The sequence below is a fragment of the Alterluteimonas muca genome, assembly GCF_021191595.1.
GTDB classification, from domain to species: domain Bacteria; phylum Pseudomonadota; class Gammaproteobacteria; order Xanthomonadales; family Xanthomonadaceae; genus Luteimonas; species Luteimonas muca.
Window position 1 is genome coordinate 1 of record NZ_JAIWPS010000001.1, and the last position, 17,414, is coordinate 17,414.

The window sequence follows — 17,414 nt, forward strand, 5'->3', positions numbered from 1 at the left end:
ACTACATCGAGATGTTCTACAACCCGGTTCGTCGGCATGGTTCCGCTGGCGATGTCTCACCGGTAGAGTTCGAAAGGCGCTACGCGCAAAGCGGCCGATGAGTGTCTATGAAAATCTGGGCGGTCCACATCCCCGCTGACCAGGTGCGAGATCTCACACTCTTCGGCAGGCGCCAGGTCTGCGACGCACCTCTGCTTCGCTTGAGGCGTCCAACGGACGGGCAACCCCTACCCGCGTTACCGGTACGCCCCCGGCCCGCGCCAGAGGATCTCGCCGCGGCGGTAGACGCCGTGCATGGTGATGACCTCGCGGGCGTCGCCGATGCTGGCGAGTTCGGGGTCGTCGGGAGCCAACAGGCGGCAGGGGCCGGATTCGCGGCGCAGGGCGGTTTCCAGCGGGCAGACCATGCGCTGGCGGGTGCCGGGCAGGGGGAAGAAGACCTCGGTCATGCCGGCATCGCGCCAGCTGCGCAGGCGGGTTTCGCTGCGCAGGTCGTAGGTCACCTGGTAGCCGCCGGCTTCCAGACTGGGCCCGCTGGAGGAGTCGTGGCCACGGCCGCGGCCGGCGGCGACGTTGCGTCCCCTGCCGGCGTTCACTGGCGCGGTTTCCCGCGGCAGCATGCCCGGCGGCTGGCCCCAGGTGTGCTGGCGTTGTTGCGGCGCGGGTGGACTGGTGGCGGCACCGGCGACCGGCGCGGGTGCCGGCGGTGTCGGCTCCGGAACCGGCATCGGGGCCAATGCTTCAGTGATGGACGGAGCCTGCGTGTCGGCGTCCGGCGGACGCGCGTCGTCGGCGCGGGCGACCTCGGTGGTGCGCACGCGTGAGGGCGCGGCGCGGGCAGGTGCGCGCGGCCGCGGGGGTGGCGGGCTCGCGTGTGGCGCCTGCACCGGTTGCGGCGGCGTCAGGCCGACGAAATCCACCACCATCGGGCTGCCGGCTTCGGCGCCCTGTGGGTCGTTCGGGGTCATCGGCGTGCTGGACAGCAGCAGCCACGCAAGCCACAGGTGAAGTCCCACGGTGGCCAGCACCGCGATCGGGCGCTGCACGCGATCGCTGCGGGATGGATGGCCGTTCGCGGCCCGCGTCGACGCCCTGCTCATGCAGCCATGGTGGCGTCGGGATGGCGGGCCTTCATGCGGTGGGCAGCGTGCGTTCGACGGAGCCGCATCCTACCGCGCGCAGTCGCGCTTTCCGCGGCACGCCGATGTGAGACGCGGCCACACAAGGGCAGCGGACGATCGATCGTGCTGGCGCCGCGGCGCGGCGATCACCGGGACCGGAGACGCCGATTGGCCGACAGCACGAAGCCGCCCTCGGGCGGCTCCGCGGAAGAAGGTGCCAGCCCTGCGGGGGAGCAGACCGCAGGACTGGCGGACCGCCGCCCGGCACTGGAGAACCGGACGACGGCGTGGGGACTCAGCGGCGCGCCTGCGCGTGCACCTCGCCGGTATTGCCGGCGCGCATCAGCGGCATGATCTGCCACAGCGCCGACAGCCCGACCAGGGTGTAGACGACGCGTGCGAGCAGCGCGTCCTGGCCGCCGAAGATCGCGGCAACGAGATCGAACTGGGCCACGCCCACCAGGCCCCAGTTGATGCCGCCGACGATCACCAGCACCAGCGTCACGATGTTGATTGCTTTCATGGTCTGTCTCCTTGCGGGTAGGGAAGCGCGCGCGCTCAGCGCGGCATCAGCACCTTGTCGACGACGTGGATCACGCCATTGCTGGCCATCACGTCGGCGCTGACCACATTCGCGTTGCCGACCATGACGCGTTCACCGTTGGTGCGGATGGCCACGTCGGCGCCGTTGACGGTGGTGGCGCTGTCCATGTTGGCCACCTGCGCGGCCGGCACCCGGCCCTGCACCACGTGGTAGGTCAGCAGCGCGACCAGCTGCGCCTTGTTTTCGGGCTTGAGCAGGTTGTCGACGGTGCCCGCCGGCAGGGCGGCGAAGGCGGCGTCGGTGGGCGCGAACACCGTGAACGGGCCGGTGCCCTTGAGCGTAGCTGCTATCCCAGCGTCGCTCCACCGTCGACTGGGACAGTTCCCGCGTCTGTCGTGACAGAGCAAGGAAGAACAATGCGCTGCCGGCAAGTGCCGGCACGAGGACGGCCAGGGTGGGCAATGCGAGGGATGACAGGGCTGCTGGCGCCGGCGGCAGTACGCCTTGGCTGACCAGCAAAGCGAGACTGGTGGGCCCCAACACAGCGATCGCCAGCAATGCGATGGTCTTGCCCAAGCTGGGCACGGACGTCAGCTGGGGCTCAGACGCAGCCCCCATCGCTGCTCGAGCCGCTTCGTGTGGCCTCACTACCGCAATGGCGAACACGAAGAACACCATCGCCATGTAAGGCAACACGCTCGCATCGGCCATCACCCACGCCAAGGCGAAGCCGATGAGGAGTACCGACAGGTTGACCGCACGCAACGCCTGCACATAGGCATGAAATCGCACGGGTGGCGGCGCCATCTCCAGACGGGGAGAGATGACCGCGAGAAGTCCGCCAATGGCGCCGGAATAGCCGGCGCCGGGCCGCACTCCTTCATCCAGAAGTGTGGACAGATAATCTCGCGTGGCCTGCTTTCCGTTGACCACCGGACCCGGATGGGTCACGTCATCGTCGTTGAAGCGGAACGCCCAGAAGCGCATCGACCGGGCCACGTTGAGACCACCGATCAGCAACAGGGTGACTGCGATCCCGAACTGACGGGCCACGTCAAACGTGCACGAGTCGTCGCGCAAGGTGACCTGCGCCAGGTAAAGCATTGCCAGTCCAGCAAGTCCGAACGCGGCGCCTGCCGCGAAATGGAACGTGTTCGCGATTCTGATGTTGCTAACGCGGTTATCCGCGGGCGCGGACAACTCGAACTGGGTATTCATGGCAGCCCCCTTTGTGCTCTCGTTCGCGGCCTGACGGCAACGCGATGACATCCCTGATGCGCCCGCTGATGCAGACGACGGCCCTCCTGTGCGTATCGGCCGCTGCGAACGACTCTTGAGCGTCATCGCACGATCCCGGCGCTGGAACGTCAGGCGGGGGTTATCGCGTAACGCTCCATCAGCTTCACCGCCGCCGCGGTGCCGTCCTCGTCGCGCATGCGCGTGCCCAGCGCCGTCGCGCGCTGGCGGGCGTCGGTGCTTTCCGCATGCTCGATGGCGGCGGCCAGCCGGGCCGCGGTGATGGTGCGGCCGCGCAGGGTGTGGCGCATCACCCCGAGTGCGCGCAGGCGCTGGTTCCAGAAGAACTGGTCGCCGGCGAACGGCACGATCACCGAGGGAATGCCGGCGCGGCAGGCGGAATGGGTGGTGCCGGAGCCGCCGTGGTGGATCGCCAGCGCGCAGCGCGGCAGCAGCCAGCCATGCGGCACATGGCCGACCGGATGGAAATTCGCAGGCAGTGCGCTGGCGTCGATGCCGCTCCAGCCCGCGGAGAACAGCGCACGTCGGCTGCCCACCGCGCCCACCACCGCCCGCAGCAGGCGCGCGTTGTCGAAGCCGCCCATGCTGCCGAAGCCGACGTAGACCGGTGGCTCGCCGGCGTCGAGGTATTCGACCAGCCCGGGCGGAGGCACCCACCCCGGCACCGGCGGCACCCACTGGCCGCAGACGTGGGTATCGAGCGGCCAGTCGGCGGGCGGCGGCAGCAGCGCCGGCGAGATGCCGTAGAGCATCGGGTAGGCGGTATGCAGGCCGCGCCGGGGCGGCAGCCCGGCGCGCCGGCGCGCCCGGTTGGTGGCGGGGCGGAACAGCCGCCAGCTGGCATGCCCGAACAGCCAGTGGCTGGCGCGGTTGAGCGCGCGTGGCACCGGCAGCGGCAGGAACGGTGACGCGAACTCGCCGGTGGGCGAGAGCGGGATCAGCATCGCGCCGATCGCCGGCACCCGCAACACATCCGCGGCGGCCTGGCCGACGAATACGGTCAGCCCGGACACGATCACCGCATCGCAACCGCGACCCAGCGCGATCGCCTGCTGCAGCCAGGCCTCGGTATGTTCGATGGTCAGCCGTGCGAGGTTGGTGGTGATCCGGCGCATGGCGCCGTCGGCGGCGATGGTGGCGCGGATGTCGCCGGCCAGTGGCGTCGACGGCAGGCCCAGTGTCCGGGCGATGCCGAGGGTGGCGGCGTCGGCCAGCAGGTGCACGTCGTGTCCGGCCTGCATCAGCGCATGGCCCAGCGCCGCCAGCGGCCGGGTGTCGCCCTCGGTGCCGCAGGTGAGGATCAGCAGCCGCATGCAGCGATGTCGCCCGGGTGCGCGTGCATGGCCAAGGGGCGCGCAGTGCCACGCCGCGCATACGCCGACCGCTGCATCGCCTATTTCCGGGTGACGAAGGTGATCTGCCCTTCGCTCTCGACGTAGGCGCATTTGACCTGCGAGAGGTCGTCGATGTCGTTCTGGCGCAGGTGGCTTTCCAGCTTGTCCTCGGTGACGAATTCGCGGCGCATGTTGCGGCGCTGGATCCTGCCGTCCAGCACGATCGGGATCGGCGGCGAGGAGACCAGCCTCTCCATCCACGGCACCCGGTAGCTGAGGAAATTCACGCTGAAGTTGAGCACCATCACCGTGGTGATCACGAACAGCCCGTCGCCCAGCGAGGTGTACTCGCCCAGTGCGTGGGTCGCGGCCTCGGTCATCAGCAGGATCAGCACCAGGTCCATGGTGGCGAGCTCGCCACCGGTGCGCCGCGGCATCACCCGCAACAGCAACAGGATGGCGAAATAGAGCACGCCGCCGCGCACGAGCAGTTCGAGCAGCGGCGTGTCCAGCGCCCAGATGCTGCCCCAGTCGTCAGGGAGGAGTTCCATGCGGTGGATGCTGGAACGGTGTCCGCACGGGTTGCGTGAAGGCGCGGGTCGGCGGCAACCGGGACTTTTGTCCCGCGCCGGCGGCCCCGGTCACCGCTAAGGTCGATGGTTTGCCCCAGCCGGACCCGCCGCATGACCCGAAACATCCTCGCCCTCGCGCTGGCCTGCGCGCTCGCCTCCACCCCGGTGCTCGCGCAGCAGCCGCACCCGCAGCCGACGCCGGCACCCGATGCGCAGGCCGATGACCAGGCGCGCGACGAGCGCCGTGATCCCAATGTCGAGCTGGAGCAGGACGCCCTCGATGCGGCAGGCATGGACCACGCCGAGGCGCCGCTTGCCAGTGCGCGCGGCCTGCGTGACGACGCCGAAGCCGGCGATACGGCGAAGTGGGATGTCGAAAGCGTGCAGGGCGCCGCCAGGACCGTGCGCTTCGAGACCGACGAAGGCACCTGGATGGACGTCGATGTCTCGCCCGACGGCCGCGAGCTGGTGTTCTCGTTGCTGGGCGACCTCTACCGCATGCCCGTCGCCGGCGGCCGCGCCACCCGCATCAGCTCCGGCCGCGCCTGGGACATCCAGCCGCGCTGGTCGCCGGACGGCACGCGCATCGCGTTCACCTCGGACCGCAGCGGCGGCAACAACATCTGGACGATCGCCGCCGACGGCAGCGACCCGCGCCAGGTCAGCAACGAGACCTTCCGCCTGCTCAACAACCCGGCGTGGACGCCGGACGGGCAGTACATCGTCGCCCGCAAGCACTTCACCGCCACGCGCTCGCTGGGCGCCGGCGAGTTGTGGATGTTCCATGCCGCCGGCACCAGCACCGGCATGCAGCTGGTGGAGAAACCCAACGACCAGCAGGACATCGGCGAACCGGCGGTCTCGCCCGACGGACGCTACGTGTACTACTCGCAGGATGTGAGCCCCGGTCCGGAGTTCCAGTACAACCGCGACCCGCACGGGGTGATCTACGCGATCAAGCGTTTCGATCGCCAGACCGGCAGCACCGACACCGTGGTGGCAACGCCCGGCGGCGCCGTGCGCCCGCAGGTGTCGCCAGACGGAAAGACGCTGGCGTTCGTGAAGCGGGTGCGCGATGCCAGCGTGCTGCACCGCCTCGACATCGCCAGTGGCGAGGTGCGCCCGGTGTGGGATGGCCTGAGCCACGACCAGCAGGAGGCGTGGTCGATCTTCGGCCCGTACTCCGGCTTCAACTGGATGCCCGACTCGAAGAGCGTGGTGATCTGGGCGCAGGGCGGGCTGTGGCGCATCGACATGGCCAGTGGCGATGCCACCAGGATCCCGTTCACCGCGCAGGTGGAACAGGTGGTGGCGGAGCCGCTGCGCTTCACGCAGACGCTGCCGGAAGGTGACTTCGCCCCGCGGATGATCCGCGACGTCGCCACCTCCGCCGATGGCGGCACGCTGGTGTTCCATGCGCTCGGCCAGCTGTGGCGCAAGCCGCTTCCGGGCGGCACCCCGCAGCGGCTGACCGCCAGCCGTGACGTGTACGAATACCAGCCGAGCTTCAGCGCCGACGGCCGCCAGCTGCTCTACACCACCTGGTCGGATGCCGGCATGGGTGCGATCCACGTGCGTGCTGCCGGCGGCACCGCGGCCGGCCGCAAGCTCACCACCCAGCCGGGCTTCTACTACCACCCGCGCTTCTCGCCCGATGGCCGTCACGTGGTCTATGCCCGCAGCGGTGGTGGCGGCCTGACCGGCAGCCTGTGGTCGGGCGACCGCGGCATCTACGTGGTGCCGGCGGCGGGTGGCGAGCCGGTGCGCGTGGCCGAGTCCGGCCAGGCCCCGCAGTTCAACCATGACGGCAGCCGCGTGCTCTACCTCAGCGGTGGCGGCATGGAAAAGAAGCTGATGTCCGTCGGCCTGCACGGCGAGGACCCGCGCGAGGTGTTCGACCTCAAGTACGTCGACTCGGTGCAGCTCAGCCCCGACGGCAGGTGGGTCGCCTTCAGCGAGCTGTTCAACGCCTACGTGGCGCCGATGCCACAGACCGGCCGGGTGATCACCCTGGAGCGCGAGACCAGGGCGCTGCCGGTGCGCCAGGTGAGTGCCGATGTCGGCAGCTACCTGCACTGGGCGGCGGATTCGCAGTCGCTGCACTGGATGGTCGGCGACCGCTACCACTCGCGCCGGCTCGACCAGACCTTTGCATTCCTGCCGGGTGCACCGCAGGAGATCGCCACGCCCGCGCCCGGCGGCGGCATTGCGGTGGGCCTCGAGGCGCCGGTGCATGCGCCGCGCGAGGTGGTGGTGTTCACCAATGCGCGCATCGTCACCATGCGCAACGCCGAGGACCAGCAGGAAGTGATCGAGAACGGCACCATCGTGCTCGAGGGCAACACCATCCGCGCGGTGGGCGCGAGCGGCAGCATCGAGGTGCCGGCCGGCGCGCGGGTGATCGATGCCAGCGGCAAGACGATCATGCCCGGCATCATCGACGTGCACGCGCACGCGTCGCACTTCGGCCAGGGCGTGGTGCCGCAGCAGAACTGGGCGTACTACACCAACCTCGCCTTCGGCGTGACCACGCTGCACGACCCGTCGGCCACCAGCGAGTTCGTGTTCTCGCAGGCGGAGCTGGTGCAGGCCGGGCGCATGGTCGGCCCGCGCATCTTCTCCACCGGCACCATCCTCTACGGCGCCGATGGCGGCTACAAGGCGGAGATCGATTCGCTCGACGACGCGCGCAGCCACCTGCGTCGCATGCAGGCGCATGGCGCGTTCTCGGTGAAGAGCTACAACCAGCCGCGCCGCGACCAGCGCCAACAGGTCAACCGGGCCGCGCGCGAGCTCGGCATGCTGGTGGTCGAGGAGGGCGGTTCCACCTTCCACCACAACATGACGATGATCCTCGACGGCGCCACCGGCATCGAGCACAACCTGCCCATCGCGCCGCTCTACGGCGACGTGGTGAACCTGTGGAAGGAAACCGATGTGCGCAACACGCCGACCCTGGTGGTGAGCTACGGCGGGCTGTCGGGCGAGTACTGGTTCTATGCCCGCGACAACGTGTGGGAAGACCCCAAGCTCAACCGCTTCTTCCCGCGCGAGACACTGGATGCGCGCTCGATCCGCCGCGAGATCGCACCGGACTGGGACTACCACCACATCGAGGTGGCGAAGGCGCTCAAGGGCCTGCGCGATGCCGGGGTCAAGGTGCAGGTCGGCGGTCACGGCCAGCTGCAGGGCCTGGCCACCCACTGGGAGATCTGGATGCTGCCGCAGGGTGGCTTCAGCAACTTCGAGGCGCTGCGCGCGGCCACCATCGACGGCGCCGACTACATCGGCATGGCGGCGCAGCTGGGCTCGCTCGAAGCCGGCAAGCGCGCCGACCTGGTGGTGCTCGACGGCAATCCGCTGGACAACATCCGCCACACCGCGGACACGCGCTATGTGATGGTGGATGGCCGCCTGTTCGACGTCGCCGCCGACATGGCCGAGATCGGCAACCAGGCGGTGCCGGCGCCGACGTTCTACTGGCAGCACCACCGCCAGGGCCAGACCTTCGGCGAAGCCTTCGGCCCGACCGCGGTCTGCCACGGCGTGCACTGAGGTAAAGCCCTCACCCACCCCTGCCGGGCGGGTGAGGGCGCTCCCCGGTCCCGTGCTGCGGCGTCTCCGGCGCAATGCAGCGGAACTGGAGCGAGGGCGCTCTCTTGGAGCGCGACGAGGACCTTCCGGGTATGGGACGGGAACGGGTGCCCGTACAGCACGAGCGCCATCAGTCGCTTCCGCGGCCGGCGCGCGCCGCCTCGATGGCGGCGATGTCGATCTTCCGCATCGTCATCATCGCCTCCATCACGCGGCGGGCCGCCTCGCGGTCGGGGTCGGCCATCGCCTCCATCAGCACGCGTGGGGTGATCTGCCACGAGAAGCCCCAGCGGTCCCTGCACCAGCCGCATTCGCTGGCCTGGCCGCCGTTGCCGATGATCGCGTCCCAGTAACGGTCGGTCTCGGCCTGGTCCTCTGTCAGCACCTGGAAGCTCACCGCCTCGTTGGGCGTGAAGTGCGGGCCGCCGTTGAGGCCGAGGAAGCGACGGCCGAGCACGGTGAAATCCACCGCGAGCTCCTCGCCCTGGCTGCCGTCGGGGTAGTCGGCAGGGGCGGCCACGACGCGGTCGACATGGCTGTCGGGAAACAGCGAGGCGTAGAACTCCGCGGCATGGCGTGCCTGGCGGTTGTCGAACCACAGGCAGGGGACGAGTCCGGTCATGGCAGGTGCTCCGTGTGTGCGGCGCGCGGCCCCACCAGGCCAAAACGCGCGCCCTGCGGGTCGCGGGCCACCAGCGCGTACTGGCCGCCGGGGATTTCCTGTGGCTCCTGCAGCACCTCGCCGCCGGCCGCCAGCAGCCGGCGCTGCGCCTGGTCGATGTCGGCGACATGGATATAGAACAGCCAGCCCGGTTCGCTGCCCGGCACCGGGCCCATCACCGCACCGAAGCAGTTGCCGGCCGCGTGCAGGAAGCAGTACTCGCCGAGCTCGCCCATCGGCATGCCGCCTTCCTGGCGCCAGCCAAGTGCGCCGGCATGGAAGCCGATCGCGGCATCGGGGTCGGGCGTGGTGAGTTCACACCAGACCACGTGGCCGAGGGCGCGGTCGTCGCGCTCGCCCATGCATTGCCGGAATGCGGTGCCGGTCGCATCGCTTTCGCCGCGCATGACATACAGCGCGATGCCCTGCGGGTCGCTCACCATCGCCATCCGCCCGATGCCGTCCAGCATCAACGGCGGCATCTGGATGGCACCGCCGGCCTCGGCGAACGTGCGCGCGCTGGCGTCGACATCGTCCACCGCCACGTAGCCCAGCCAGACCGGGCCGCTGCCCATGTCGGCCGGCATCCGCATCAGCCCGCCGACCGGGTCGTCGCCGGCGTGCAGCAGGCGGTAGTCGACATCGGGCATGCCGCTGGGCCGGGCGGTCCAGCCGAGCACGTCGCCATAGAAGGCCTGTGCGGCGTCGGCATCACGGGTCAGCAGTTCGAACCAGATCCATTCGCCCTGGGTATTGGACATCGGTGCCACCTCGCTGGATGGATGGTGCGTGGGTCGCCTATGCGGCGGTGGGTTCGGCCTGGAAGTCCGTCAGTTGCGCGTGCAGCGCGGCGGCGAACGCCGGACGCGCGATGCCGCGCTGCAGGTACGCGGCCAGCGCCGGTCGATGGTCGAGCAGGCCGGTGTCGCCCACTTCGCGCAGCACCGTGACCATGGCGATGTCGGCGATGCTGAAGCCCCCCGCCAGCCAGTCGCGGTCGTCCAGCGCGGCTTCAAGGCGATCCAGACGCTGGCCCGCTTCGGCCAGCAGGCCCGGACGGCGCAGCACGGCCCAGGGCTCGCCCTGGCAGAAGATCTCGACGTTGGCGATCTCCATGAACACCGGCTCGATCGAGTTGAAGGCGGCGAACAGCCAGCACAGCACGCGCGCACGGCCTTCGCGGTCGCGCGGCAGCAGGCGGGTGTCGCGTTCGCCCAGATGCAGCAGGATGGCGCCGCTTTCGAACAGGGTCAGCGCGTCGTCCTCGAGCACCGGCACCTGGCCCCAGGGCTGCTCGCGGAAATACCAGTCCGGACGCTCGGTGGCGCTGATCAGGCGCGTCGCGTAGGGCAGGCCGAGTTCCTCGCAGGCCCAGCGCGGACGCAGGTCGCGGACGAATCCGCGCGCGAAGCGGGGCACCCATTCGAATGCGGTGATGCGCAGGGCTGCGTTCTGGTCGACCGGCATGCGCTTGATCCCTATGGTGTCCCCAGCGGGGGAAGTCCCTGGCGGTACGGCGGGTGGAACGGAGCGGGCCACCGGGCCGTGGCCGATCCTATGCGCATCAGGTTATAAAATACAACCATGAAGTCAGAAAAAATCACCTTGCCCGACGAAAGCGCCCCGAAGCGCTGGTACCAGGACGCCTGCGGTGCCGCGCTGGCGCTGGAATTCGTCGGCGAGCGCTGGGCGTTGCTGGTGATCCGCGAGCTGATGCTGGGCCCGCGCCGCTTCTCCGAGCTGCGCGCCGACCTCCCCGGCCTCAGCGCCAATGTGCTCACCCAGCGCCTGGATGGACTGGAACGTTCCGGGGTCGTGCAGCGGCGGCGGTTGCCACCGCCGGCGGCGGTGCAGGTGTACGAGCTCACCGACTGGGGTCGCGAGGCGGAGCCGATCTTCCACGCCCTGGGCCGCTGGGCGCTGCGTTCGCCGAGCCACGACCCCGCCCTGCCGTTGTCGCCGGTGTCGGCAATGCTGTCGCTGCGCATGATGCTGCGCGCGGACCGCGAGCCGCTGTCGATGACGCTGCGGTTCCGCTTTCCCGCTGCGGTATTCACCGGCCACCTCTCGCCCACGGGTCTGCAGATCGAACGTGGCGACGGTGCCGGGGCGGACGTGGTGTTCGACACCGATACCGGCACCTTCATCGGCCTGATCTACGGCAAACGTCCGTTCGGGGCCGCCGAGGCCGAGGGCCGGTTGCGGCTGGAAGGCGATCGCGCGCTGGCGCAGCGTTTCATCGACTGCTTCGCATTGCCGCCGAAACTGCCGGCACCCGCGGACTGAGGCGGGGTTCGCGTGCCGCCGCGCGCGCTGGTGCACTATCGGGCCTGCTCCCGTCAGCGGATGAACCCGATGCAGCAGCGCGTCACCGGTGTGATCATCGCCAGTCTGGCGCTGGCCGCGTGCGCGGCCACGCCAACGTCATCGACCGGCGCGGCTGCGCCTGCCGGCGGCATCAGCAGCGAGAACCTCGCCGCGCACCTGCGGGTGCTCGCGTCCGATGAGTTCGAGGGCCGCGCCCCGGCGACGCCCGGCGAGGACAGGACCGTCGCCTGGATCAGCGCGCAGTTCGCCGCGGTCGGGCTGGAACCCGCCGGTGACGGTGGCGGCTGGACCCAGGCGGTGACGCTGGAACGCACCGCGATCACCGGCCCGGCACGCGCGGCCTTCACGGTCGCGGGCACCCGGCGCGAACTCGCCAACGGCGACGACATCGCGCTGGAAACCCTGCATCCGGATGGCAACGTCGACCTGCGCGATGTGCCGCTGGTGTTCGCGGGCTACGGCATCAGCGCGCCCGAACTCGACTGGGACGACTACGCCGGCCTCGACGTGCGCGGCAAGGTGGTGGTGGTGCTGGTCAACGATCCGGACTTCGAAACCGCGCCGGGCCGTTTCGGCGGTCGCGCGATGACCTGGTACGGGCGCTGGGCCTACAAATACCTGGAGGCGGCGAAGCGTGGCGCGTCCGGCGTGCTGATCGTGCACGAGACCGCACCGGCGGCGTATCCGTGGGCGACGGTGCGCAACGGTCGCGCGGCGCCGCAGTTCGACATCGTGCGTGCCGATGCCGCCAGCCACCATCTGAAGGTGCGCGGCTGGATCCAGCGCGCCACCGCCGAACGCCTGTTCGCCGATGCCGGCTTGTCATTCGATGACGCCAAGCGCGCCGCGCAGCGGCAGGACTTCCGCGCGCACACGCTGGGCGATGCGACGTTCTCGGCCGCATTCGATGTCGAGCGCAGCCGCATCACCAGCCGCAATGTCGCCGGCCTGCTGCCCGGGGCACAACGCGCCGACGAGACCGTGATCGTGTCCGGCCACTGGGACAGCTTCGGCGTCGGCACACCGGACGCCAGCGGCGACGCGATCATCAACGGCGCGGTCGACAACGCCACCGCGATCGCCTCGATGATCGAGATCGCGCGGGTACTGGGCGACGGGCCGCGGCCCGCGCGCAGCGTGCTGTTCCTGGCGCTGACCGCGGAGGAAAGCGGGCTGCTCGGCGCGACGTACTACGCGGCCAATCCACTGCGTCCGCTGGCGACCACCGCCGCTGCGATCAACATGGAAATGTGGAGCCCGGACGGGCCGACCCGCGATATCTCGAGCTGGGGACTGGGGAGGGTGTCGCTGGAGCGGTCACTGGCCGCGGCCGCCGAGGCCGAAGGCCGCAGCTATTCCGGCGATCGTGATCTCGAGGCGGGGTTCTTCTACCGCGCCGACCATTTCGCGTTCGCGCAGGCGGGCGTGCCGGCGATCACCGTGGGGCCGGGCATGGATCAGCTGGAGGGTGGCGTGGAAGGCGGCCTGGCTGCGCGCGCCCGCTACTTCGCCGAGCGCTACCATCAGCCGGGCGACGAATTCGACGACAGTTGGGACATGCGCGGGCCGACCGCGGACACCACTGTCGTGTTGCGTCTGGTGCGGGCGATCGCGGATTCGAAGGCGTGGCCACAGTGGGATGCGGACAGCGAGTTCCGTGGTGTCCGCGAGGCGAGTGCCGACCAGCGCAGGCAACGCCGGGCCGATCGGTAACGACACCAGGCGGCGCGGTACCGGCAGCGTACATACAGCGCGGGGTCGCCACGGGTGCGGTGCCACCCCCCTCCCGTGGCGGGAGGGGGCCGGCACGGCACGGCTGCGCACGCAGCGCAGCCGCGTGTCGGTTACTCGCTCGAACGCAGGTGGACGCGCGGCGCCGCGGGTGCGTTCGCGCTGTCGTCGACAGGTGCGGGCGCTGGCGGTTGCGGCTCGGCCGGGGGCTGCGCGGTGGCGGCTTCGCGGGCCTCGCGCTTCTTCGCGTCCTTTGCGTCCTGCTTGCGTTTCTTCGCCAGCTCGCGCTGGCGCTTCTCGAAGCTGTAGTTGGGTTTTGCCAATGTGCTCTCCGTTCTTCAGCGGGGGTGATGTCAGCGGCGGGTGCGCGATGCCGGCGCGGGTGCCGGCTTCGCGGGTGCGGTTTCGAGCGCGGGATCGATGCGCTGCAGGGTGCGGGTGACGCCGAGCACCTCGATGCGGCCGCCCGACTTGCGGAATGCGTCGAGGTCGGCAGCGATGCGCTCGTGGGTCATCGAGGCGCCCTGGCCCTTGGCGGGCGAGGAGCGGGGCGCCTTGACGGCGGGCGTGGTGGCGGTGGCACGGACGGGGCGGGACATGCGGGTCTCCGGTCAGTAAAGGCGCAGCGGAACGCGGCGGGAAGTGCGGTCGCCGTGGTCGGCACGTACGTCCTGGCAATAGGGCCCGGACATCACGAACCGGCGGCAGACCTCGGGACGGCTGTCGTAGATGGAGCAGTGCATGCGCGCGCCATCCACCGCCACGCACCAGCCCTCCTCATCGCGTGCCATCACTTCCAGGCCGGACTCGGTGAACGTGGTGAGGTGCGGCGGCATCCGGTCCTCGGGCTGCACGACCACCGTCAGCCGGCAGCAGACCGCGTCGCAGCGGGCGCACAGCGGGGTGTCGGACTCGGCGATGACTGCGCTCATGCGCAGACCATCTGGCGGGACAGGCGGGTCATGTAGCCGGGACGGCGCTCCGGTGAAGGCGTGGTGCCGGAAGCGGGCAACACGCGGAAGGAAAGCGCAGCGAGCGACGATGATGACGGTCGGACGGGACGCAAAAGATGGGCGAGACGTGGACCATCCTACGCCATTGGCGCCGACGGCGATGACCGCAGTACAACCGGGCCGCTGCCCTGCGACGTGGATCGCGTCGCGATCCACGTCGCCCGGGCCGCGATCCGCGCACGTCACCAGCACCCAGGCGACGCTTCACGCCCGTGATGCCCCGACAACCCCGCTGCGGCCGCACGCCTACAATTGCCGCCCCCAAGGACAGGCGCGGCCGATGGCTCCCAACTCCACGATCTACAAGGCCGAACTGCAGGTCAGCGACATGGACCGGCAGTACTACGCCGAGCACAACCTCACCCTCGCCCAGCATCCGTCGGAAACCCCGCAACGGCTGATGGCACGGCTGATCGCCTTCGTGCTGTTCGCCGACGAGCGGCTGGAATTCGGCCGCGGCCTGAGCAACGAGGAGGAGCCGGACCTCTGGCAGCGCGACTACACCGGCGACATCGAGCGCTGGATCGACCTCGGCCAGCCCAGCGAAACCCGCATCCGCAAGGCCTGCGCCCGCGCGCGCCATGTCGCCGTGGTGAGCTACAGCGGCGGCAGCGCGGCGATCTGGTGGGGCAAGCAGGCCGGCACGCTGGCGCGACTGAAGAACCTGACCGTCATCGATCTGGACCCGGATGCGCTGGATGCGGCGACCGCGCTGCTCGAGCGCGGCATGCGCCTGACCGCGCTGATCCAGGACGGCGAACTGCAGCTGATGGGCACGCAGGCCAGCGCCGCGCTGGTGCCACGGGTGCTGCAGGCCGCTGCCTGACGCGGACCGCGTGGCATTCGTTCGCTGAACCGCGTGCATCGCCTGGCGTTCACGGCTCTGGGTGCAGCGTCGTCGGACCTACCCAACGCTGGAGCCCGACATGAAGGCGATCAACATCGTGACCCTGGTCCTGGTCATCATCGGCGGCATCAACTGGGGCCTGGTCGGCCTCGCGCAGTTCGACCTGGTGGCGGCGATCTTCGGTGGCCAGGACGCACCGCTGGCGCGCCTGGTCTACATCCTGGTCGGCCTGTCGGCCCTCTGGCAGCTGATTCCGCTGTTCCGCTCAGGCTCCCATGGCGAAGTGCACGCCCAGGGCGGCCACACCCGCCGCTGATCCGGCAGGCCTCCGGCGCCACGGTGCCGGAGGCCGATGGCGGTGTCGCCTGCGTGGCGACGCCGTAGCTCAGCCAGCCCTGCGGCTGGCGATCCACGCATCCACGCGGCGTTCCAGCAGGTCCAGCGGCATCGCGCCGCCGCCGAGCACGGTGTCGTGGAAGCCGCGGATGTCGAATGCCTCGCCGAGTTCGGCTTCGGCCTTCGCACGCAACTGCTGGATGCGGATCATGCCGACCTTATAGGCGGTGGCCTGGCCGGGCATGATCAGGTAGCGGCGCACCTCAGACCGGATCGCCGCGTCCGGGACCGATGCGTTCTGGCGGAAGAAGTCCACCGCCTGTTCCTCGGTCCAGCCTTTGGCGTGCATGCCGGTGTCGACCACCAGGCGGATCGCGCGCCACATCTCCGACATCAGCCGCCCGTATTCGGAATACGGATCCTGGTAGGTGTCGGGCATCTCCTTGGCCAGCCACTCCGAGTACAAACCCCAGCCTTCCGAGTAGGCGGTGCTGGAGTATTGGGTGCGGAAGGTCGGCACGCCCTCGAGTTCCTGCGCGATCGAGATCTGCATGTGATGGCCCGGCAGGCCCTCGTGGTAGGCGATGACCTCGAGCTCGGTCTTCGGCATCGCGTCCATGTCCGACAGGTGCGCGTAGTAGATGCCCGGGCGCGCGCCGTCCGGAGTGCCGGGGAAGTAGTGCTGCGCGGCGCCGTCCTGTTCGCGGAAGGCTTCCACGCGCCGGACCACCAGGTCGGCCTTGGGCAGCAGCCCGAAGTAGGCCGGCAGGTGCTGCTTGATGTTGTCGATCGCCTTCGTGGCGTCGTCGATATAGGCCTGGCGGCCGGCGTCGGTGTCCGGATAGCGGAACTGCGGGCTGGTGTTGATGTGTTCGAAGAAGGCCTGCAGGTCGCCCTCGAAGCCGACCGTGGCCATCACCGCTTCCATCTCGCCACGCAGGCGTGCCACCTCATCCAGACCCAACTGGTGGATCTCGTCGGCGCCCATCGCCGTGGTGGTGTTCTGGCGCAGCTGGAGGGCGTAGTAGTCGGCGCCGCCGGGATGGGTGGTGCCGACGCCGGAGGGATTCTCCAGTGCGTGCGCGAGCTCGGACTCGCTCCATGCGATCACCCGCTCGTACGCCGGCCTGACCTGCTCCAGCAGCGCGCTGCGCGCCTGGGCCTTCAGCGCGTCGGCGCGGGTGGCGTCGATGGTGCCGGCCTCCACCAGCGCATCGGCCTTGGCCACCAGGTCCGCCCACAGTGCGCTGGGCTCGCCATCGTCGAACGGCGCGCCGGCAATCAGCTTGCGCGACTGTTCGATGACACCCTCGTAGGCGAACTTCGGTGCGCGGATGCCCTTGGCGGCCGATGCCTGGCCGCGTGCGAGCAGCTGGTCGAACAGCCGCGCGCTGGCGCCGAGGCGGCTGATGTAGGCCTGGTAATCCGCCTCGCTGTCGACCCTGTGGAAGTTGATCAGCAGGGTCGGCAGCATGCTGTGCATGCCATTCATCTGGTCGAAGGCGTAACCGTGGTCGACGAAGCGTTCGGCGTCGCGCGCGTCCTCGTACTGGCGCTTCCACAGGTCCCAGGACAGCCGGGCCTCGGCATCGAGCGCGTCGTAGTCGAACTGCGCTTCCATCGCCTCCACCGAGGCCTGCATCCACGCCAGCTGCCTGCGCTGTGCTTCCGGCGAGACATCGTCGAGCTGGTCGTAGAGGTCCTTGCGGCCGAGGAAGGTCATCCGCAGCGGGCTGAACTGCAGCGACTGTTCGTACTGCTCGTCGAACCAGGCATTGAGCCGGGCGGACTGGTCGCCTGCGCGCTGCGATGCGGTGGCGGCCGTGTCGACGGCGGGCGCCGCGGAGGGTTGCGAGCAGGCCGCCAGGGCCAGCGCGACGGCAAGGGTGGAGCAGGCGAAGGCGGTGCGCACGGCGTTCTCCGTTGGCGAAAGCCGCATTGTGTGGCCGCCCGTGCCGTGCCGGCCCCTGCTGGATGTCATGGCGGTCGAAAGCGGCGCGCGCATCTGAATGCCAGGTATCGCGACGATACGCATGCGTGTGCATTTCACCGCCCGGCGACCGGGCGGGGCCCAAG

General features: G+C 69.8%; 17 protein-coding genes and 1 pseudogene. 6 read left to right on the top strand and 12 right to left on the bottom strand.

Features of this window, described 5'->3' with window-relative positions; genetic code table 11:
- Positions 1 to 236: 236 nt before the first annotated feature.
- From LDO11_RS00005 to LDO11_RS00015, 3 genes and pseudogenes are all read right to left on the bottom strand, one after another.
- Positions 237 to 1,100 carry a type II toxin-antitoxin system RelE/ParE family toxin gene (locus tag LDO11_RS00005; protein WP_232139690.1) on the bottom strand — a complete coding sequence of 288 codons (864 nt, stop codon included), beginning with the start codon at positions 1,098 to 1,100 and terminating at the stop codon, positions 237 to 239.
- 316 nt (positions 1,101 to 1,416) lie between these two features.
- The gene (locus LDO11_RS00010; protein WP_232139691.1) at positions 1,417 to 1,644 is read right to left on the bottom strand and encodes a DUF378 domain-containing protein; all 228 of its coding nucleotides are present in this window, start codon (positions 1,642 to 1,644) and stop codon (positions 1,417 to 1,419) included.
- A gap of 35 nt (positions 1,645 to 1,679) precedes the next feature.
- Positions 1,680 to 2,021, bottom strand: a pseudogene (locus LDO11_RS00015) (fasciclin domain-containing protein); the annotation flags it as partial.
- 424 nt (positions 2,022 to 2,445) lie between these two features.
- On the opposite strand from LDO11_RS00015, the gene LDO11_RS00020 reads away from it, so the two are divergent.
- Complete coding sequence (locus LDO11_RS00020; RefSeq protein ID WP_232139692.1) at positions 2,446 to 2,931, top strand: hypothetical protein; 486 nt, start codon at positions 2,446 to 2,448, stop codon at positions 2,929 to 2,931.
- Positions 2,932 to 3,032: 101 nt separating this feature from the next.
- Here the strand turns inward: LDO11_RS00020 and LDO11_RS00025 are convergent, their stop codons facing one another.
- Together LDO11_RS00025 and LDO11_RS00030 are read right to left on the bottom strand one after the other, a co-directional pair.
- On the bottom strand, positions 3,033 to 4,235 hold the full coding sequence (locus LDO11_RS00025) for a glycosyltransferase (protein ID WP_232139693.1): 1,203 nt from the start codon (positions 4,233 to 4,235) through the stop codon (positions 3,033 to 3,035).
- 80 nt (positions 4,236 to 4,315) lie between these two features.
- Complete coding sequence (locus tag LDO11_RS00030) at positions 4,316 to 4,807, bottom strand: DUF421 domain-containing protein (RefSeq protein WP_232139694.1); 492 nt, start codon at positions 4,805 to 4,807, stop codon at positions 4,316 to 4,318.
- Between the two features lie 132 nt (positions 4,808 to 4,939).
- Between LDO11_RS00030 and LDO11_RS00035 the strand changes: the two genes are divergently transcribed.
- On the top strand, positions 4,940 to 8,383 hold the full coding sequence (locus tag LDO11_RS00035; protein ID WP_232139695.1) for an amidohydrolase family protein: 3,444 nt from the start codon (positions 4,940 to 4,942) through the stop codon (positions 8,381 to 8,383).
- 169 nt (positions 8,384 to 8,552) lie between these two features.
- Here LDO11_RS00035 and LDO11_RS00040 read toward each other — a convergent pair whose 3' ends face one another.
- The 3 genes from LDO11_RS00040 to LDO11_RS00050 are packed head-to-tail and all read right to left on the bottom strand — an operon-like array spanning position 8,553 to position 10,550.
- Positions 8,553 to 9,044 (bottom strand): VOC family protein, encoded by a 492-nt coding sequence (locus LDO11_RS00040; RefSeq protein WP_232139696.1) that lies wholly within the window; start codon positions 9,042 to 9,044, stop codon positions 8,553 to 8,555.
- Positions 9,041 to 9,844, bottom strand: coding sequence for a VOC family protein (locus LDO11_RS00045; protein ID WP_232139697.1), 804 nt, complete (start codon positions 9,842 to 9,844; stop codon positions 9,041 to 9,043). The genes LDO11_RS00040 and LDO11_RS00045 overlap by 4 nt, the downstream gene beginning before the upstream one ends.
- A gap of 37 nt (positions 9,845 to 9,881) precedes the next feature.
- Positions 9,882 to 10,550, bottom strand: a complete 669-nt coding sequence (locus LDO11_RS00050) for a glutathione S-transferase family protein (protein ID WP_232139698.1) — start codon at positions 10,548 to 10,550, stop codon at positions 9,882 to 9,884.
- Between the two features lie 117 nt (positions 10,551 to 10,667).
- Between LDO11_RS00050 and LDO11_RS00055 the strand changes: the two genes are divergently transcribed.
- Entirely contained in the window at positions 10,668 to 11,369 is a 702-nt protein-coding gene (locus LDO11_RS00055; protein WP_232139699.1) for a winged helix-turn-helix transcriptional regulator, read from the top strand.
- Between the two features lie 69 nt (positions 11,370 to 11,438).
- On the top strand, positions 11,439 to 13,124 hold the full coding sequence (locus LDO11_RS00060) for a M28 family peptidase (protein WP_232139700.1): 1,686 nt from the start codon (positions 11,439 to 11,441) through the stop codon (positions 13,122 to 13,124).
- A gap of 131 nt (positions 13,125 to 13,255) precedes the next feature.
- Here LDO11_RS00060 and LDO11_RS00065 read toward each other — a convergent pair whose 3' ends face one another.
- Genes LDO11_RS00065 through LDO11_RS00075 form a run of 3 tightly spaced genes read right to left on the bottom strand, consistent with a single transcriptional unit; the run spans position 13,256 to position 14,074 of the window.
- Complete coding sequence (locus LDO11_RS00065; protein WP_129134702.1) at positions 13,256 to 13,465, bottom strand: hypothetical protein; 210 nt, start codon at positions 13,463 to 13,465, stop codon at positions 13,256 to 13,258.
- A 30-nt stretch (positions 13,466 to 13,495) separates the two neighbouring features.
- A complete protein-coding gene (locus LDO11_RS00070; protein ID WP_129134703.1) occupies positions 13,496 to 13,741 on the bottom strand; it encodes a hypothetical protein in 246 nt (81 codons plus the stop codon).
- Positions 13,742 to 13,753: 12 nt separating this feature from the next.
- Positions 13,754 to 14,074 carry a YkgJ family cysteine cluster protein gene (locus LDO11_RS00075; RefSeq protein ID WP_232139701.1) on the bottom strand — a complete coding sequence of 107 codons (321 nt, stop codon included), beginning with the start codon at positions 14,072 to 14,074 and terminating at the stop codon, positions 13,754 to 13,756.
- A gap of 361 nt (positions 14,075 to 14,435) precedes the next feature.
- On the opposite strand from LDO11_RS00075, the gene LDO11_RS00080 reads away from it, so the two are divergent.
- Positions 14,436 to 14,981 carry a YaeQ family protein gene (locus tag LDO11_RS00080; RefSeq protein WP_232139702.1) on the top strand — a complete coding sequence of 182 codons (546 nt, stop codon included), beginning with the start codon at positions 14,436 to 14,438 and terminating at the stop codon, positions 14,979 to 14,981.
- Between the two features lie 100 nt (positions 14,982 to 15,081).
- The gene (locus LDO11_RS00085; RefSeq protein ID WP_232139703.1) at positions 15,082 to 15,318 is read left to right on the top strand and encodes a DUF378 domain-containing protein; all 237 of its coding nucleotides are present in this window, start codon (positions 15,082 to 15,084) and stop codon (positions 15,316 to 15,318) included.
- Between the two features lie 69 nt (positions 15,319 to 15,387).
- Here the strand turns inward: LDO11_RS00085 and LDO11_RS00090 are convergent, their stop codons facing one another.
- Entirely contained in the window at positions 15,388 to 17,250 is a 1,863-nt protein-coding gene (locus LDO11_RS00090; protein ID WP_232139704.1) for a DUF885 domain-containing protein, read from the bottom strand.
- Positions 17,251 to 17,414 lie beyond the last annotated feature (164 nt).

Bases quoted from the DNA above. Each gene is read 5' to 3' on its own strand.
- LDO11_RS00075 (WP_232139701.1), bottom strand. From the start codon at position 14,074: ATGAGCGCAGTCATCGCCGAGTCCGACACCCCGCTGTGCGCCCGCTGC.
- LDO11_RS00050 (WP_232139698.1), bottom strand. From the start codon at position 10,550: ATGCCGGTCGACCAGAACGCAGCCCTGCGCATCACCGCATTCGAATGG.
- LDO11_RS00005 (WP_232139690.1), bottom strand. From the start codon at position 1,100: ATGAGCAGGGCGTCGACGCGGGCCGCGAACGGCCATCCATCCCGCAGC.
- LDO11_RS00025 (WP_232139693.1), bottom strand. From the start codon at position 4,235: ATGCGGCTGCTGATCCTCACCTGCGGCACCGAGGGCGACACCCGGCCG.
- LDO11_RS00060 (WP_232139700.1), top strand. From the start codon at position 11,439: ATGCAGCAGCGCGTCACCGGTGTGATCATCGCCAGTCTGGCGCTGGCC.
- LDO11_RS00040 (WP_232139696.1), bottom strand. From the start codon at position 9,044: ATGACCGGACTCGTCCCCTGCCTGTGGTTCGACAACCGCCAGGCACGC.
- LDO11_RS00085 (WP_232139703.1), top strand. From the start codon at position 15,082: ATGAAGGCGATCAACATCGTGACCCTGGTCCTGGTCATCATCGGCGGC.
- LDO11_RS00010 (WP_232139691.1), bottom strand. From the start codon at position 1,644: ATGAAAGCAATCAACATCGTGACGCTGGTGCTGGTGATCGTCGGCGGC.
- LDO11_RS00020 (WP_232139692.1), top strand. From the start codon at position 2,446: ATGAAATCGCACGGGTGGCGGCGCCATCTCCAGACGGGGAGAGATGAC.
- LDO11_RS00070 (WP_129134703.1), bottom strand. From the start codon at position 13,741: ATGTCCCGCCCCGTCCGTGCCACCGCCACCACGCCCGCCGTCAAGGCG.
- LDO11_RS00045 (WP_232139697.1), bottom strand. From the start codon at position 9,844: ATGTCCAATACCCAGGGCGAATGGATCTGGTTCGAACTGCTGACCCGT.
- LDO11_RS00080 (WP_232139702.1), top strand. From the start codon at position 14,436: ATGGCTCCCAACTCCACGATCTACAAGGCCGAACTGCAGGTCAGCGAC.
- LDO11_RS00035 (WP_232139695.1), top strand. From the start codon at position 4,940: ATGACCCGAAACATCCTCGCCCTCGCGCTGGCCTGCGCGCTCGCCTCC.
- LDO11_RS00030 (WP_232139694.1), bottom strand. From the start codon at position 4,807: ATGGAACTCCTCCCTGACGACTGGGGCAGCATCTGGGCGCTGGACACG.
- LDO11_RS00055 (WP_232139699.1), top strand. From the start codon at position 10,668: ATGAAGTCAGAAAAAATCACCTTGCCCGACGAAAGCGCCCCGAAGCGC.